10 protein-coding genes and 1 pseudogene are annotated in these 17,079 nt (G+C 47.4%); 3 read left to right on the top strand and 8 right to left on the bottom strand.

The window, feature by feature from the left end:
- Positions 1-21: 21 nt before the first annotated feature.
- From ACZ5NB_RS08060 to leuB, 6 genes are all read right to left on the bottom strand, one after another.
- Positions 22-702, bottom strand: a complete 681-nt coding sequence (locus tag ACZ5NB_RS08060) for a phosphoribosylanthranilate isomerase (protein WP_460232602.1) — start codon at positions 700-702, stop codon at positions 22-24.
- Between the two features lie 166 nt (positions 703-868).
- Complete coding sequence (gene truA, locus ACZ5NB_RS08055) at positions 869-1,747, bottom strand: tRNA pseudouridine(38-40) synthase TruA (RefSeq protein ID WP_460232600.1); 879 nt, start codon at positions 1,745-1,747, stop codon at positions 869-871.
- Between the two features lie 124 nt (positions 1,748-1,871).
- A complete protein-coding gene (locus ACZ5NB_RS08050) occupies positions 1,872-5,186 on the bottom strand; it encodes a FimV/HubP family polar landmark protein (RefSeq protein WP_460232599.1) in 3,315 nt (1,104 codons plus the stop codon).
- 308 nt (positions 5,187-5,494) lie between these two features.
- Complete coding sequence (locus ACZ5NB_RS08045; RefSeq protein WP_460232597.1) at positions 5,495-6,499, bottom strand: Asd/ArgC dimerization domain-containing protein; 1,005 nt, start codon at positions 6,497-6,499, stop codon at positions 5,495-5,497.
- Between the two features lie 126 nt (positions 6,500-6,625).
- Positions 6,626-7,735 (bottom strand): aspartate-semialdehyde dehydrogenase, encoded by a 1,110-nt coding sequence (gene asd / locus ACZ5NB_RS08040; protein ID WP_460232596.1) that lies wholly within the window; start codon positions 7,733-7,735, stop codon positions 6,626-6,628.
- A 127-nt stretch (positions 7,736-7,862) separates the two neighbouring features.
- Positions 7,863-8,936: a 3-isopropylmalate dehydrogenase gene (gene leuB / locus ACZ5NB_RS08035; protein WP_460232595.1), complete on the bottom strand. Its 1,074-nt coding sequence runs from the start codon at positions 8,934-8,936 to the stop codon at positions 7,863-7,865.
- A gap of 317 nt (positions 8,937-9,253) precedes the next feature.
- On the opposite strand from leuB, the gene ACZ5NB_RS08030 reads away from it, so the two are divergent.
- Positions 9,254-11,788: a hypothetical protein gene (locus ACZ5NB_RS08030; RefSeq protein ID WP_460232593.1), complete on the top strand. Its 2,535-nt coding sequence runs from the start codon at positions 9,254-9,256 to the stop codon at positions 11,786-11,788.
- A 182-nt stretch (positions 11,789-11,970) separates the two neighbouring features.
- On the opposite strand, the gene ACZ5NB_RS08025 is transcribed toward ACZ5NB_RS08030, so the two are convergent.
- Both ACZ5NB_RS08025 and ACZ5NB_RS08020 read right to left on the bottom strand, forming a co-directional pair.
- Positions 11,971-12,456: a regulatory protein RecX gene (locus tag ACZ5NB_RS08025; RefSeq protein WP_460232592.1), complete on the bottom strand. Its 486-nt coding sequence runs from the start codon at positions 12,454-12,456 to the stop codon at positions 11,971-11,973.
- 26 nt (positions 12,457-12,482) lie between these two features.
- Positions 12,483-12,914 (bottom strand): annotated as a pseudogene (locus tag ACZ5NB_RS08020) (recombinase RecA family protein); the annotation flags it as partial.
- A gap of 227 nt (positions 12,915-13,141) precedes the next feature.
- Here ACZ5NB_RS08020 and ACZ5NB_RS08015 point away from each other — a divergent pair.
- Together ACZ5NB_RS08015 and ACZ5NB_RS08010 are read left to right on the top strand one after the other, a co-directional pair.
- Complete coding sequence (locus tag ACZ5NB_RS08015) at positions 13,142-13,441, top strand: hypothetical protein (RefSeq protein WP_460232590.1); 300 nt, start codon at positions 13,142-13,144, stop codon at positions 13,439-13,441.
- A gap of 200 nt (positions 13,442-13,641) precedes the next feature.
- Positions 13,642-17,061, top strand: coding sequence for a TM0106 family RecB-like putative nuclease (locus ACZ5NB_RS08010; protein ID WP_460232588.1), 3,420 nt, complete (start codon positions 13,642-13,644; stop codon positions 17,059-17,061).
- Positions 17,062-17,079: the final 18 nt, after the last annotated feature.

Here is a 17,079-nt window from a genome sequence, read left to right as displayed (position 1 = left end):
CGATAATGTTCGTCGGCGAAGTCAATGGTCTACGCACCAGCCGTGCGAATTGATTACAAATTCGCGTACTTTGTCTAAATCTTTTATCCCCGGCGAGATTTCGATGCCGCTACTGACATCAACTGCATACGGTTCCACACCTTGTATAGCCTCCCCCACATTGCCGGCCGTTAAACCGCCGGCAAGGATTAGCGGGATATTTTCACAACGGCCACTGTGCAACTCGGGCACCGCTTGCCAATTAAACTGTTCACCAGTGCCGCCGTATGCCGATTCACTGTAAGCGTCTAATAAAACGCCGCTCGCGGATTGGTAAGACAACACTATTGTTTTCACCCCAGCTCTCACCTCGCTGAGGGATGCATTGGGGTCTCCAGACCGGACACGTAGAGCTTTAATGTAAGGAAGATTAAATTGCGAGCAATAGGCTTCTGTTTCATCGCCATGAAACTGGAGCATATTTAAATCGACCGAAGCTGCCACCTCACTGACACGCTCTTGCGACGCATTGACAAACAGTCCAACGACAGACACAAACGGCCCAACTGCTCGAACAATCTCTTGGGCAGTGCTAATAGAAATATAACGCGGACTCTGCTCGTAAAAATTAAGCCCTATCGCATCGGCACCTGTTTGCGCAACAGCCATTGCATCGGCAACTGATGTTATACCGCAAATTTTCACACGCGCGAAACTAGACATTGCTTGATTGCTTACCAAAAGGAAAAGGCTATATGTATATGATTGACCAGTGCTTGAAGGGTACTACTCAACCGAAGGAAAATCTTTCCAAAATTGACCGCTGATAATAACAGATGATGGCGCTGCTGTCTGGATATCCTCGGTCATCGTGCCCGTGCAAAGACGCCTATTTATCGCCTACAATTTGCCAATCCAGTTGCTCTGGAACAAGATCTGGCCCCGGCGGGGTGTCGGGGATGCCAAATTCTGCTGGGTAATCGACAGCCACCAAGTATAGCCCGTCGCCTGGTGCCGTAGCAGCAGCTAAGCGGCGATCCCTCCCCTCGAGCAATTCTTTCATCCAGCTGACAGGTTTATCGCCCGCCGCAATAGCGAGTAGCGAACCGACAATATTTCGAACCATATGGTGCAAGAATGCATTGGCTTTAATTTCTATGACAACAAAGTCTCTAAATGCCGCAAAACGGAGTGACTCGACTCGCCTTACCGGGCTATTCGCCTGGCACTGAGACGCTCTAAACGCACTGAAGTCATGCTCTCCGAGCAAACACGCCGCAGCGCTTTGCAGTGAATCGTGATCAAGCGGACGCTTGAACCACGTTACTAGCTTAGACAAAACCGCTGGCCGACTAGGATTGTTGTAGATGACATACCGATAGGTTCTCGCCGTTGCACTAAACCTCGCGTGAAATGCTGGTACCGCAGGCATAGCCCACTTAATACTGACCCCAGCGGGCAAACGTGCATTAACCCCCATCGACCAGGCCTTTAGTGGCCGGTCAGCCAGGGTATCAAAATGCGCCACCTGACTGGAGGCATGAACACCAGCGTCGGTTCTCCCAGCGCAGACCAAGGTAATACTTTCGTCAGCAACCCAGGACAGAGCCTCATGCAATGCTCCTTGCACTGTATCAACAGCAAATTTCTGCACCTGAAACCCATGAAATGCAGTGCCATTGTATTCAATACCAATACACATGCGCTGCATATGATCAGGGAATTCTATTCCAGGTTTTAGTTCACAATTGCGGGAGTAAATTGTCATTAGGGTTACAGCACGTTAAGAACGGATTATCTATTAGAACAAAAAAGCCCTGCTCATAGAGCAGGGCTTTCTGTATTGTCTAACGATTTAAGGTCGAAGTCGATTAGCCTGATTGAGGAGCAGCTTATAACCGCCCCAACAGCTCTTGCGCCTCAGACTTCTGCTCGTCGTTACCTTCACTACTGACTTCTTCGAGAATATCTCGCGCACCATCTTTATCGCCCATATCGATATAGGCACGTGCTAAGTCTAATTTTGTAGCGACTTCGTCTGTATCAGCAAGGAAGTCTAATTCGCTGTCCATATCGTCGTCAGCACTATCATCGTCGCTGTCAAACGTTAAGTCATCAACAGAAAAATCGTCTGCAGCGCCGTCCTGATCGCCAAGCGCCAAGTCATCAAGCGAAGTATCATCAAGCGAAATCAAATCATCCAAGTCAGTGGCAGTTTCGCCGCCTGAGGCATCTCCGTCTAGCGCTGCCTTATCTCCAATATCGTCAGCCGACACTTTGGGGACAACTTCTGTAGGTGTAACCTCTAGATCAAGGTCATCGTCGTCATCAAGACCACCAACTAATGCATCCATTTCTTGGTCTAACGCGGCAAGATCAACATCTCCACTTTCAAGATCAAAGGCATCGTCGAGCGCATTGGCGCTTTCGTCGCTAGCAAAGTCGAAACTCAAATCGTCACTATCTTCACTATCGGCAGTTTCAGCTTGAGGCTCTGCGTCGTCATCAGAAGCGGGGCTAAACTCTAGGTCAGCAAGGAAATCATCCTCTTCAGAGGCGCTTTCACTGTCATCTTCAGCTATATCAAGATCGACACTATCGTCACCTAAATCGAGGTCAGCGGCGTCGAACTCAATAGGCGCCTCGTCGTTTTCAATCTCAAGGTCATCAGCCTCAACACCCAACTCTAGGCCGTCACCTTCCGGCGCTTCGTTAGTATCAAAACCTTCAATAGATAGCTCTTCCGTATCCAGAGCACCATCGAGATCAAGCGTTAAGTCGTCTTCATCAGTTGCTGCTTCCTCAGCGCTTTCCCCGAGGTCAAAATCAAAAGTGAGGTCATCATCCTTCGTTTCTTCAGCGGCGACGGGCTCTTCTGAGGAGTCTAGATCAAGGTCGAAGTCGAGAGTATCCGTATCAGCATCTGACGAGCCACTTTCATCGAGATCTAAATCAAAACTGAGATCGTCTTCAGCCGATGCTTCCGTATCGTCGGAATTTTCATCACCGAGGTCGAAGTCAAAATCTAACTCTGTATCGTCTCCGGACACTGGCTCAGCGGTGTCTTGTGGCTCAGACTCCGTACCCGCGTCTAAATCTAGGTCGAGGTCACCAAAATCAAAATCATCAGCTTCTTCGTCTGGAGCACTTTCCTCTTCAGGCTCATCGATTTGGTCTAAGTCATCGAAATTTAAGTCACCTGATAAGTCTTCAACATCACTATCAGTGGCAGTAGCAACGGCCGCTGCGCCCCCAACAAAGGCGGCGATACCGGGTATCGTATTGCGAAGATCAGCCGCTTTTTGTTCTGCTGACGCATCGCCTGTTGCAACAACCTGCGCGTATTGGGCATCAAATTTATCAGCGTCACGGGTCTCAGCATAGACCTCTAGGAGTTTCAAACGCGCTTCAGTATTACCTGGCTCATCATCTAAGGCTCTAACTAGCATTTCCTCAGCTTGATCAAACTTACCGTAGGCAATATAGATGTCCGCCTCAGCGACAGCATCTCCAGTCTCAGATTGGACAGGTGCCGCTTGCTCTTCTTGCGGCTCTTCCTCTTCATCCAATTCGTCCGTCGCGAGATCAAATTCGTCGGTATCAAACTCGGTATCAGCGAGATCTCCAAAGTCATCATCTAGAGAATCTTCCTGATCAACAAACTCAGTGTCATCGTATGAATCAAACTCTTCCATTTCACGCTGGGTACGACGCTGGAAGATTACAAATGCAATGATCGCCACGAGCACACCAATACCCGCTAACACATACCAGATGTATCCCATTAGGGTATCGACGAGAGAAGGCTCTGGTGGTTTTGCTCGGATAACGGGCGCCTTGCTAACCGGGGCCTCTTCGACTGCTACTTGATCATCCTCAGTCGCTGATTCAGCCGTGCTTTCCGCATCAGACTCGGCGGCATCTGCTACTTCATCTTGGGCCGCAGCTTCAACAGCATCTGTTTGCGCGATGCCTTGTTGCAATTCGCTTAGCTCTGCATTGCTAACCTCGATAAGGCGCTCAATGGTCTCTATTTGGTCGTCCAGCTCACTGACACGTTCGTTAAGCTCATCGTTCTCGCGGCGAACTGAATCAAGTTGCTCCATGTTAATCGCGAGATCGTTTTCCAAGATTTCTTGGTTGAGAGAGTCACCACCGCCACTCTGTGATGCGGCAGACGCGCTGTCACTCGGCGCAGCAATGCGCAATTGGCCTTGCTGTTCCGATGGCTCGTCGTCATAACTAATTTCAGTACTCGCGCCCTCAAGCTGAGCACCCACAGATGAATCGGATCCACGCCACTGATTGTTTTGATAGGCAACTTCGCTAACAGCCTCAGAAAGCGACAATGCATCTATATCAGACTGGCTTGGGATACGTAAAACCTGCCCTTTCTTCAGCAGGTTAATGTTGTCATTAATAAACGCATCAGGGTTTAAACGCTGCAACGCAAGCATCGTCTGCTGGACAGATGAACTCCTGCTCGGTCTGGTACGCAGCGCGATCTCCCACAAGGTATCATTGGCTTGCACTTGATAGCTGTCGTCACCGTAACGAACAGGTTCTTGAGCAGGCGTCGCTTGAACAACGGTGGTGCGAGCTGGTGCTTCTTCTACATAATCGTCTTCAGGTGCAGCACGAGGGGGTTCATTAGCGGCAGTTGGCTCAGCAACATCTTCCCGAGTTGCCTGAACTGGAGCCGGCAACGGGCGCGCTTGGGCTGGTGCGACAGGTTCTGGGGCTGGAGCAGGTTGCGCAACAGGGCGCTGAGTTTGGGCTGGCTGAATAGGCTGAGACGGGGCCCGCTCAAAAACGGGCAAGTCTAAAAGTACAGTATATTCTCGCAGCAAACGTCCGCTAGGCCATTGCGTTTTCACCAAAAAATTAAGAAATGGTTCCTGAACAGGACGGTCTGAGGTTACATGAACAACCGGTCCACCCGGGTTATCCATATCAACATCGAATTCTAAGCCTTGAAGAAAGAAGACGCGATCAACACCAGCACGTGCGAAATCTGAACGATCAGCTAGCTCAACGACAATTTCGCTTTCAGACAGGTCTCGCACCTGAAGCAGCTTGATCTCTGCGTCCAATGGTTCATTGAGCGCGGAGTTAAGAGTAATCTCTCCCAAACCTAGGCCGTAGGCCCCGCTGGCACACATTGCCCCAACTGTGCTAATGGCGAGCGTCAGTTTTCGAAGATGCATAGGAATTTCCTTTATCGTTCACCCCAGCGGCTGACACTGCAGGTCTCGCCCTGCCCTTGCCCTATACCACTATTTCCTGTGTAACCGCGATTGCGATTCACACTCACTCACAGTATGGATCCACTCAAAACTGCCGCGAAGCTCGATGAACCGCACACGTTTTACAACCAATTTTCGGTTGAAAGTGCGGCTTTTAGCAAAAGCTCTGAACAGTTTTAGCAGATTCACCAATGTGAGTTGCTTTAAAATGCATATAAAATTAGAGCGGAAAGCTAGAATATCTCTTCACTATCCGTCGTAAGTATTCATTATAAATAGCTTTTTATCAATATTTCTGCAATTTGTACAGCATTCACAGCCACACCTCTACGGAGCTCATCAGCGACCGACCAAAGGCAAAAATGGCGATCGCTACCAGATACTTGGCGAATTCTACTGATCACTAGCTCTCCAGATGAAAGCATGTCACTCACCGCAGTAGGCACCGTCTTAGCACTATTAGACACCCTCACGCCATCCACTTTTTTGAGAGATGATGAAATAGCACCGACACTGACAGGCTCGGCAAACTCAACGTTTACGACCATGGATTGCGAATAGAACACGGGAACATGGAGGCATGTAGCAGAAAGCAGCATAGCCTCCTGTCCTAGCACCTGGCGCACATCCGATGTAATGGCGGCTTCCTCAATACTGTTACCTTGTTCATCCCGAACCGAGTCACCCGGAAGTACATTAAACGCAATTTGCTCCGAGAAAATTTTCTTCTCTGCTGGCAAGCCATTCATAAGACGCGCAGTCTGCCCTACCAACTCATCCACTCCCTCTTTGTCGCGACGAATTGCCGGAAGATGGCAACAAACGGACACGGATCGAATGGCCGCTAGCGCACCTAGCGGATTTAGAATTAAAGATAGCATTACGCTGCTTGAACAAGGGGCTCGCACAATGTCGCCCGGTTTTACATCAGCTAACAGGCTCGCATTTACGTCAGGAATAACAGGTGAAGCTTCGACGCCATCTCGCGCAACATCTGCCCGGCAATCGATGACATAGCATGCTTCGCCCCGGGCAGATTGAATCACGCTCTCATCTACAGCCCCCATGAGAAATACAATGTCGGCTTGACCAAAATCGAAATCCACCACTGCCTGGGGTAAAAGTTTACGCTTTTGGTAGGTTAGCTCCTCGGCATCATATGGCGCATCGCTTAATAATGTCAGTGCCTCGCAATCAACACCCCTTTCTTCAATAGAATCGACCAACACCTGCGCCGCTGCGGCTTCGGGACCAATAATAGCAATATGAGCCATAACCATATTCTCTGTTATATATAGCCGTCAGCTAATGAGGCTATGCAGGGGGATTCTTCCCCATAAAACGAAAAACCGGGTGCCATGATCGCGCATGGGCACCCGGTAAACTCTACAAATGGAAAATTACTGCTCGCGCAATATATTCAACATTCTGCGAAGGGGCTCGGCAGCGCCCCACAACAGCTGATCGCCCACTGTGAACGCAGATAAGTAATTAGACCCCATTGCCATTTTTCGGAGTCGACCAACGGGTATTTCTAACCCCCCAGTAACGCGAGTTGGAGTCAAGTCATGAAGACTCGCTTCACGCGTATTGGGTACAACTTTGGACCAGTCGTTGGCATTCGCTATGATCGATTCGACATCACTGAGCGGTACATCCTGCTTAAGTTTGATTGTTAAAGCCTGGCTATGACACCGCATTGCTCCGACACGCACGCACACACCATCGATCGGAATCAGTGATTGCTGAATGCCAAGGATTTTGTTGGTCTCGGCCTGAGCTTTCCATTCCTCACGGCTCTGACCGTTCTCCAGTTGGCGGTCAATATAAGGTAACACGCTACCCGCGAGTGGAGTGACCGTTTGACTGACTGGGAACTCGTCAGCACGCATGGTCGCGAGAACTTTTTGATCAATTTCTAGAATGGCGCTCGCTGGATTTGCAATTTCCTCCGCAACCGCGCCATGAATTGAACCCATTTGAGCGATCAACTCGCGCATAGCTTGGGCTCCAGCACCGCTCGCGGCTTGGTAGGTCATTGCCGACACCCACTCGACTAGGCCTTCTTTAAATAAACCAGAAAGCCCCATTAACATGAGACTGACGGTGCAATTTCCACCGATGAAGTCTTTCACACCATCTCGCAAGCCCTGATCGATGACATCACGATTCACAGGGTCTAACACGATGATTGATTGGTCTTTCATGCGTAACGTTGATGCAGCATCAATCCAATAGCCTTTCCAGCCGGCATCACGCAGTTTTGGATAAATCTCTTGGGTGTAATCCCCTCCCTGGCAGGTAACGATGACATCCATCGGTGTTAATTCAGCAATGTCTGTCGCGTCTTTGAGGGCGGGAATGTCAACACCAATAGCAGGGCCTTCACCGCCAACATTAGATGTGGTGAAAAAAATTGGCTCAATACCTTTAAAATCGGACTCAGCCAACATTCGCTCCATTAAAACGGAGCCAACCATTCCTCGCCAACCAACAAAACCTACTCTCATTACAACTCCACTATGTGTTACGACCGCTTTTAGCGGCCAACGGACAATTTTCAATCAGACTGACTATTTTACAACACCAGCCTGTTAATTTGCAGGGTAATGACACGCTCTCAAAATGATTTATCAATTAAAGCGCATCGACAACCGCGTCACCCATCTCTACCGTTGACACAGCCTTGAAACCATCAGACACGATATCCGAAGTTCTCAAGCCCTGATCAAGAACACGCCCCACTGCCGCCTCAATTCGGTTCGCGGCCGCTTGCTGGTCTAAGGAATATCTCAATAACATGGCGCCAGATAAAATCGTGGCAAGCGGATTAGCGATACCCTGCCCGGCAATATCGGGCGCTGAGCCGTGACATGGTTCATAAAGCCCGCAACCAGTGCTGTTTAACGAGGCAGACGGCAACATCCCGATTGAACCCGTTAACATTGCCGCCGCATCAGACAAAATATCGCCAAACATGTTGCCAGTAACTACCACGTCAAATTGCTTAGGCGCTCGCACGAGCTGCATTGCAGCATTGTCGACATACATATGAGACAACTCGACATCAGGATATTCTTTCGCTAGTTCGTCCATCACCTCTCGCCATAACATAGTGGCTTCTAACACATTGGCTTTGTCTACTGAGCACACACGCTTATCGCGTTTTTGCGCCATCTCAAATGCCACTCGACCGATACGGATAACTTCGTGTTCCGCATAGCGATAAGTATTGAACCCTTCCCTCTCGCCATTTTCGAGGGTCTGAATTCCTCGTGGTTGCCCAAAGTAAATCCCACCCGTTAGCTCCCGAACAATCATAATATCGAGGCCACTGACGATGTCAGGCTTGAGGGACGACGCATCGGCTAGTTGCGGATAGAGCAAAGCAGGACGCAGATTCGCAAATAAACCCAAACCAGATCGCAACTGCAACAATCCTTGCTCCGGACGAATCGAGCGCTCAATATTGTCCCACTTAGGGCCGCCAACAGACCCCATTAAAATAGCATCGGCCTGCTTCGCCTTGGCTAGCGTTTCATCGGGAAGAGGCTTGCCCACCGCATCAATGCCCGCCCCACCCAAAGGAGCTTCTTCAAACGTTAGGTTTAAGCCTTCAAGCTCACTTACCCGGCGAAGAACTTTGGAAGCTTCCGAAACGATTTCGGGACCAATACCATCACCAGGCAAGATAAGAATGTTATTCGACACGTTGTACTCCTAAGGGAAATCAAAGGTATCGGAGCGTAGGCTCCCGCAAATGGGCGGGGATTATAAAGGTAAACGTAGCCAGTCTCTAATACTTCTACCTCCCGCGAGCATTTGGCAATGCGTCACTTGAGGGCATCGTATAATCGCCTCCTGATCGTTAACTGCTCACAATTGAAACTGAGTGGTACGTCTCACGCCGAAAAAATAGCCAGAACTCTGTGATAAGGCGCACATATTTTTCGGCGTTTATGGCTATTCTTCCAAGACGATTGTCTGACCAATTTACCCCCAAACAACCCACTCTGTTGGTAATGAAGATGCAATTCAGCGTAATTCTTGAAGGTGCCTGTGAAGAATATTCAGCTTCCACAGAAGACTCTAAATCAGAGGTAGAAAGGTTTTTGCACTCTGTTAAAGTGTCTCCGCAACTCCTCACCAAACTCACATCGAATAACGCCATCACCTTAAAAAACGGCTTAAAATACGATGAAGCAATTAAGATCTGCGACCGCCTGGGAGAGTTTGGTCTAGACTGTTTTATCGACCCCCCAACTAAACCCGAAGAAAACGAAGAACCCGTACTAGCGAGTACCGCGAACGTCCACAACATGGCGGACAGCGCACACAAGGCTCGCAAAGAACAGCCGTCCAAACCAAAAGAGAATTCAAAACCGGCCCGAAGCAACGTCACGCCTCTGCGTCGACCTGAACCCATACGGAAAAAACTAGAGGGTAAAAAACCAGCCAAGCAGCCCGACCTAGCAACCGCGTTAAGGCAAATTAAAACCCTATTTCAGCTTCCAAAGGAAGGTGCCATAAAGCACAGCACCTCGCAGTCAAAAAGATTCGCGGCTTTATCCCACACGATAACCCTGATGAGCATTTGCCTTGGTTACCCAATATTAATCGCCGGTCTAACGGTAATGTCCGCTTTTGGTGTTTATAGTCTTTTTACGCTAGTGAGCCAATTCAGTATTTTGTTCGCAATCATTAGCGCAGGAGTACTCTCTTGCTGCGCAGGCGCTATCATTTTTATCCTGCTAACACCGCTTTGGAGTCGACAAGCGGCACCTGTTGAGAGCATTTTTCTGAAGGAAGACGAAGAAGCCAAGTTTTTTGCTCTAGTTACCATCTGCTGCAAAATCTTAGGCATTACACCACCCGCATCAATCAACTTAGTGCTGCCGCCAAACCCAAATTTCTCGTATGCCATGCGCTGCGAAACCGAATCTCCTCGGGAGCAACTATTACGCATCGGCTCGAAGCATGACACCGGTTACACGTTATCTATTAACGCTCTGCACATACGTTTTTTTAGCGCCCGCGAATTCTGCGGGTACCTGGCGGCCACATGTGCTAGGTATAGTGTTCCAGCGCTTCGATATAATTGTATCCTAGAGCAATATGCTACTAATCTGCTATTCGAGTTTTCACGAAACACCTCGGTTAGCAGCCACAGCCTATCTAAACTTGCTCAAAATACACCAAGCATATCAACAGCCGCTACAAGGCTTGGGCAACTTGTTTCGGGCATTGAGTCTTTCCCAAGGGCTTATAGTAAATTGACGACCAACATCCTCAGGAAAAAACTAGCCGAGCCACCGCGCTTTACAAAAGAGTTCCAAGCCTGTGTAGAAGGCTCTAAAAAACAGCAATTAACCACTCAGACGCTAGAGAATGCCGATATATTTTACCGCTTGGCGCTAGAAGAATTACTAGAAAACAATTCATCCAACGAATTTATCAATGACATACCCGAGTTTGCTCGACTCCTATTGAAGGAGTCGTCAACGGAAACTACAAGCACTCAGGAAATGAGTGCGGTCGAAGCCACCAACAGTATCATTGTCAAAGATTTTCCGATTCGAAATTTGCTAGTAGGACGATCAAAATACAGTGCACAATTAACAGCTGAACTGCTCTACCAAAACGGCATTAAAATCAAAAAAGAAAACCTCATTACCATCAAGTCTTTTAGAGCCAACTTAGAAAAACAACGTAAGCTAAAAGCACTGTCTGACGAATACTTTAGCCACTGGTTTAGTACACAGCAATTCTGGAGACTCCCGTCTATTGACTCTTTTAAAAACCTCCATAGTGACGCAGTAATGAAGCAGTTGGACCACTGCATTGAGCGTATTCGTTTCGCCTCTCCTGACCGGAATAACCATGTCGAAACACATCATAAGCAGGTCCAGCAAATTGCAGAGCTACAAGCTTCAAACAAACTAAAACAAAGCGGAATTGAGTTAGCAACTAAAACAACGCATATCGCGGGCACTGAACAAGAGAAGTATCTCAAAAAAGTATTATTTGACTTTAAAGAGCTCACTACTGAGCTCGGCCAGCAAAATGCGCTAATGGGAGAACGGCTCGCGTTAGGCCTATTACTCGATGTTCAAAGACACGCAACTACTCAAAAGCTTCACCAAAGTCTCCGCGAGATTGGCGAATATGGAAATAAAGTGACTCAGCTCCGTACATATTTAATAGAGTTTTCTCTTCTTCTGCGTAACCAGCCCAAGAAATATTCGCAACACCACCAACTCCAGACCAAGGAATTATCAAACAAAGTTAGCGAAGGTAGTAAAAATCTTCTAAGAACACTTAAACACTGCCCTTTCGACATGTGCGACCCTCGTTACTTAACCCTGGCACATTTTGCAGAAAATAAGCTGTCACTAGTTAACACAAACAACGCTGATGAACGAATTTTAGAAAGAGGAAAAGCCATTGTGAATGCCCTTGAACAAGGGTATGAACAAATGAGTTATGTAGCTGCTGCGTACGCATCGCGCATGGAAAAATTGTGTGGTGTGCAAAGTATTCGAAAAGCGGTAATGACCAAATAAGTCGCGATAATACGATGTCATTATTGACCCATTCGTTTCAACATGTGTTAGGACGTTTATACCTTAGACATAAGAGCAGTACGAAAGTGTACAAAAGTGGCCGTCACATTGCATAGTTCAGAATCAATTGATGATGGTCTATTACGAACGCAGCCTATGATTACGAGAGAAGCACCGAAAGCTCATGAGAGCGCCTTTCGAATATGATCTGCAGAGAAACCACGGTATTGCAAAAATCGATATTGCTTCGCTTGCTGTTTTCTATCTTGAGTGGCGTTTTCACCATATTTACGAGCACAAACATCTTTCGCTAGCGCCACCCATTCAGACGGATCAAACGCTTCAAGATTCATCGCTATCACGCTTTTTTCAACACCACGCTGACGCAACTCCATACCGATTCGGTTTGGCCCCTGACCTCGCCTTACCCGCGATGCTACAAACGCTTCGGCAAACCGCTCATCTGATTGCAGGTTTTCTGACTGGAGCTGCTTAATTGCTTCGGTAATTAAGGAAAGATCTCTAGGAAATCGCTTTTGGAGTTTTTGATACAGCTCTTGAGCCGAATGCTCGCGACGCGCAAGTAGATTCATTGCGGAAAAACGGACAGCGCCGAGCGACGCTGTCCCAGTAGACGACTCGGAAGTCGTGGCCAGAGTTTTAGTCATAGGACTAAAAGGAGAAAAATAAACAGTTACTTGGCTTCAAGCTCAACGACATTATCATCAGCCGCTTCACCCTCAGAGCCTTCACCAAGCAGCTCTTGACGAATTTTAGTTTCTAGCGCCTGCACAATTTCCGGGTTCTCTTCCAAGAAGCGAACCACATTATTTTTGCCTTGACCGATTTTAGTTCCTTGGTAGCTGTACCATGCACCAGATTTCTCAACAAGGCCCAGCTGCACACCAAAGTCGATAATCTCGCCTAAATGGTTAATGCCTTTACCGTATAAGATTTGAAATTCGGTCTGCTTAAAGGGCGGTGCGACCTTGTTTTTAACAACTTTAACGCGAGTTTCATTACCAGTAACTTCATCACCATCTTTGACCGAGCCAATGCGGCGAATATCTAAACGTACTGAAGAGTAGAACTTCAAAGCGTTACCACCAGTAGTAGTCTCTGGGTTAGATCTACTATTGAGAAATACGTCACATTCTGTACAGACCCAATCATCAGTATCCACACACCAACCACAATCCGCTGACAACCCCACCCAGAATACTCACCCGCATCGACGAAGTAAAACTCCTTACCCAAAAGAAATCCACCATCAACCGACCAATCGATCCAAATTTGACGGGCTATTTATTCGTGTCACGGTTTCATCTCACTTTCAAACAAGAGGCATTTGATATGGCACGATACCGAGTGGGAAATAGCTACCTTTCACAGCACGAATACGATCAACATGTTTTTGAGCATGCTGCTGGCGTAATTATGATCATCGGAGCGTCTATAGGTGGGCTGCTAGCCTATTACTTCAGCAGCCCAGAATGGCCGAAACTTATACGACTTGGCCTTATCGTTGGTGCATCCATATATTTCGGGTATAAATCAGTACAGTACCACGCCATAATTCTTGCTGTTGTTCAACTAAGCCTCATGGGGATTGCAGCCTACCAATTAGTACCATTTATATGGTCACTCCTGTAAACCAATACAAGACGGCACCCCTTTCAGTCAAGCCAATCCCCTCGTAAGAGAGGTGGTTGCGATGCCACACAAATATCTTGCTCGCCAAAAGCCTTTTTGCCCCCTTAAGGTGGCGCCACTCCTCATTACTACTTGTTACGCTCTACAAAAAAACAGGGCATACTTCCTTAAAAACTAGATAAAGGCTAAAACCATACCCAATGTATAAAGAAGCCGGAAAACTATTCTTCTCTCCAACCGACCTAACGACTTTCGTGAAAAGCCCGTTTGCATCTTGGATGCAGCGCCTTGAAGTCGAATCTCCACTGTCTGCTCCAGAGAAAGACCCTGAATCTGAAATGACAAAGTCTCTGTCTCAGAAAGGCTATGAGCACGAACAGAATCTGCTCGACGACCTAATAAATCAGGGACTTCATGTTGAAGAGATTACCGACGAGCTTATCTCCGAAGAAGAGCATGTACCCTTCAACCTAAAACACCAAGCCACCGTCGACGCTATAGATAGGGAAGTCGATGTTGTTTTTCAAGCCGCGCTACAAAGTGGTCCATTTAGAGGTTTTGCTGACTTTTTAGTTAAAAAAAGCACTTCATCCGGACAAAGTTACTACGAAGTTTGGGATACAAAGCTTTCATCAACTATCAAGCCGGCCCACATCATTCAATTGTGTTGCTACACAGATATACTTACCACCACCAAAGTAATCAAGCCAGATTCGTTCGTTGTTGTATTGGGCTCGGGCGAACAAGAGCGTCTTTATGTGGATGACTATTTTCACTATTACCTTGCCCTAAAGGATAGATTCCTACGATTTCATGATGAATTTGATGAAAACAATATGCCTGACCCAGCGAACTCTAAAATGTTTGGACGCTGGGAAACATTTGCCACTGAACAACTAAAAGCGCGAGATCATGTTTCTTTAATCGCAAACATTACTCGAACCCAAGTCAAGAAACTCTGTGCCGCTGGGGTAGAAAGCAGAGAAAAGTTATTATCCGCTCACCATTCTGAAATCAACGGTATCCAAGTAGATATTTTTGAAAAATTAAAGAAGCAAGCCAGCCTACAACTAAAAACTAACGGTCGTATTCCGCCACAATTTGAAATCAAACACTCTGAGCAGCAAACTCATATTGGGCTGACTTTGCTACCACCACACTCAGCAATGGATATATTTTTTGATATCGAGGGATACCCTCTTACTAAAGGTGGACTGGAATATCTGTGGGGCTCCACCTATTACGATGAATCTGGCAATAGAGCGTTCAGAGATTTTTGGGCTCATAACGCCGACCAAGAAAAGGCTGCCTTTGAAGCATTTATTCAGTGGGTTTACAAACGCTGGACAGCTGACCCTGCAATGCATATTTATCATTACGCAAATTATGAAATTGCAGCATGCCGAAAACTCATGGGGCGCTACGGGGTTTGCGAATATGAACTGGACCAGTTACTAAGAAATGATGTATTTGTTGACCTATACAAAATAGTAATACATGGACTAGTCGTAGGAGAGCCAAGGTACTCCATCAAGAACATCGAGCATCTTTATCGCGGGCAGCGTGACACAGAGGTCGAATCTGGCGGCGACTCCGTAGTTGTCTATGAAAAATGGCAAACACTCCATAGAGCAGGCTTAGAAAATGACAACTGGCAAGAATCAGAAATACTTCGAGATATCCGAGACTACAATATCGATGACTGCAACTCTACTGAAGAGCTCACAATTTGGCTTCGAAAGCAACAAGCAGAACACAACATTCCCTATATGGGCACAACAGAAACTGTTGAGCCCGACATTTCGGAAGAGGTCACTGCTAGAAGCACTCTAAGAGACGAACTCTTGGACAAAGTCCACCTGCAGCCTGAGCCCCAAAAAAGCGTTACCGAGAATCTTGCATGGTCTCTGGAATTCCACCGAAGAGAAATAAAGCCACTCTACTGGCGCCTCTTCGATCGCCTAGGTATGGAGCACAATGAATTATTGGACGATATGGACTGCCTGGCAATGTGTCACCGCACCGATCGAGAACCGTTCAAGCCAACAGCCAGGTCAAGGAACATGGCATACGAATACCAGATGAGCGTGGATCAAGAATTCAAGCCTCCTCGCCTAGCCTCACTTTACCTCCTTGAACCCGAACAGAGGAAAGTAAATCTAATTAAAGACCAGTCAGATTTTGATAGCGGCCTCATTGTCATTCAAGCCAGCCATGATCCAGCCCCCCTTATCACTCTCATTCCCGATGAATACATAAGTCCCGGCCAAATTCCTCAGGCCATTGACGACGTTATCAATGATTACAACACGTTAAGCGATTCCGAATTCGACTCCAAGCACAGCGCAATAGCAGACTATTTGTTTCGTAGAAAACCCAATATTAAGGGCTGCAGAGGAAACATAGTCCATAGCGAAATACCCGACGAAAAACTAAAAGAAACCATAACGGCAATCAACAATCTCAATAAAAGCTACCTCATAATCCAAGGCCCGCCGGGCTCAGGAAAAACCTATACCGGAAAACATGTTATTGCCAACTTACTTTCTCAAGGCAAGAGCGTGGGCATTTCCAGCAATAGTCATAAAGCCATTAATCACCTTCTCTGCGGCGTTGCCACATACTGTAAAGAACAACAAATCGCTGCGGCGACCTACGCCACCAAAAATACCGGAGAAGAATTACAAGAAGCTGGGGTGGAGATCCTGACAAGCCGAGAACTCGCTGACAAAGCTGGCCCAGGCGTCGTCATCGGCACCACTGCGTGGGGGTTCTGTCGATCTGACCTAATCAATACTTTTGACTATCTATTCATTGATGAAGCCGGACAAGTCCCCATGGCCCGCCTCGTTGGAATGAGTCGTGCAACAGATAACCTTATATTAATGGGGGACCAAATGCAGCTAAGCCAGCCCTCGCAAGGAACACATCCTGCCGAGAGCGGATTATCCATTCTGGATTACGCGCTAGGCGATACCGCTATCGTAGACAATGACATGGGCATTTTTCTCGGAACGAGCTTCAGAATGCACTCCAAGATTAACGAGTTTATCAGTCCAGCCTTTTACCAGGGAAAGCTACTCACAGAACCACAAAACGATACACAAGAGCTCCTAATAGGTAACACCCAATGCAACCCACCCCTAAAAAGCGCAGGCGTCCAGTTTATTTCAGTTGAACACTCCGGCAACCAACAAGCTAGTGACGAGGAAGCCGAAAAAATTCTTGAGCTATCCAAAGCTTTGATGAACTGCCAATATCGAGACAAAAATGGAGTCACTCGACCGATCACTCTCCATGACATGCTTTTCCTAAGCCCCTATAACCACCAAGTCAATCGTCTTCAGATGCTATTAGGTGCGGACGCAAAAGTGGGGACAGTGGACAAATTTCAAGGGCAAGAAGCTCCTATTGTGTTCTACAGCCTGTGCTCAAGTGAACCATCCGAATCGCCACGAGGGTTAGAGTTTCTTTACGACCGCAACCGCACCAACGTCGCAATATCTCGAGGCCAATGCCTGGTAATCACAGTTGGAAACCCGACGCTTGCGTGCCCTGACACCTCTACAATTGAACAGATGAAACTTGCAAACAATATGTCACGACTGCTATCAATCTGACCTGCCACACGACCAGAA

This window comes from Aurantivibrio plasticivorans, from assembly GCF_055392955.1.
Note: the sequence above shows the minus strand (reverse complement) of the source record. Positions and strands in the feature narration are given on the sequence as shown.

Bases quoted from the DNA above. Each gene is read 5' to 3' on its own strand.
- ACZ5NB_RS08060 (WP_460232602.1), bottom strand. From the start codon at position 702: ATGTCTAGTTTCGCGCGTGTGAAAATTTGCGGTATAACATCAGTTGCC.
- truA (WP_460232600.1), bottom strand. From the start codon at position 1,747: ATGACAATTTACTCCCGCAATTGTGAACTAAAACCTGGAATAGAATTC.
- ACZ5NB_RS08050 (WP_460232599.1), bottom strand. From the start codon at position 5,186: ATGCATCTTCGAAAACTGACGCTCGCCATTAGCACAGTTGGGGCAATG.
- ACZ5NB_RS08045 (WP_460232597.1), bottom strand. From the start codon at position 6,499: ATGGCTCATATTGCTATTATTGGTCCCGAAGCCGCAGCGGCGCAGGTG.
- asd (WP_460232596.1), bottom strand. From the start codon at position 7,735: ATGAGAGTAGGTTTTGTTGGTTGGCGAGGAATGGTTGGCTCCGTTTTA.
- ACZ5NB_RS08030 (WP_460232593.1), top strand. From the start codon at position 9,254: ATGCAATTCAGCGTAATTCTTGAAGGTGCCTGTGAAGAATATTCAGCT.
- ACZ5NB_RS08025 (WP_460232592.1), bottom strand. From the start codon at position 12,456: ATGACTAAAACTCTGGCCACGACTTCCGAGTCGTCTACTGGGACAGCG.
- ACZ5NB_RS08015 (WP_460232590.1), top strand. From the start codon at position 13,142: ATGGCACGATACCGAGTGGGAAATAGCTACCTTTCACAGCACGAATAC.
- ACZ5NB_RS08010 (WP_460232588.1), top strand. From the start codon at position 13,642: ATGTATAAAGAAGCCGGAAAACTATTCTTCTCTCCAACCGACCTAACG.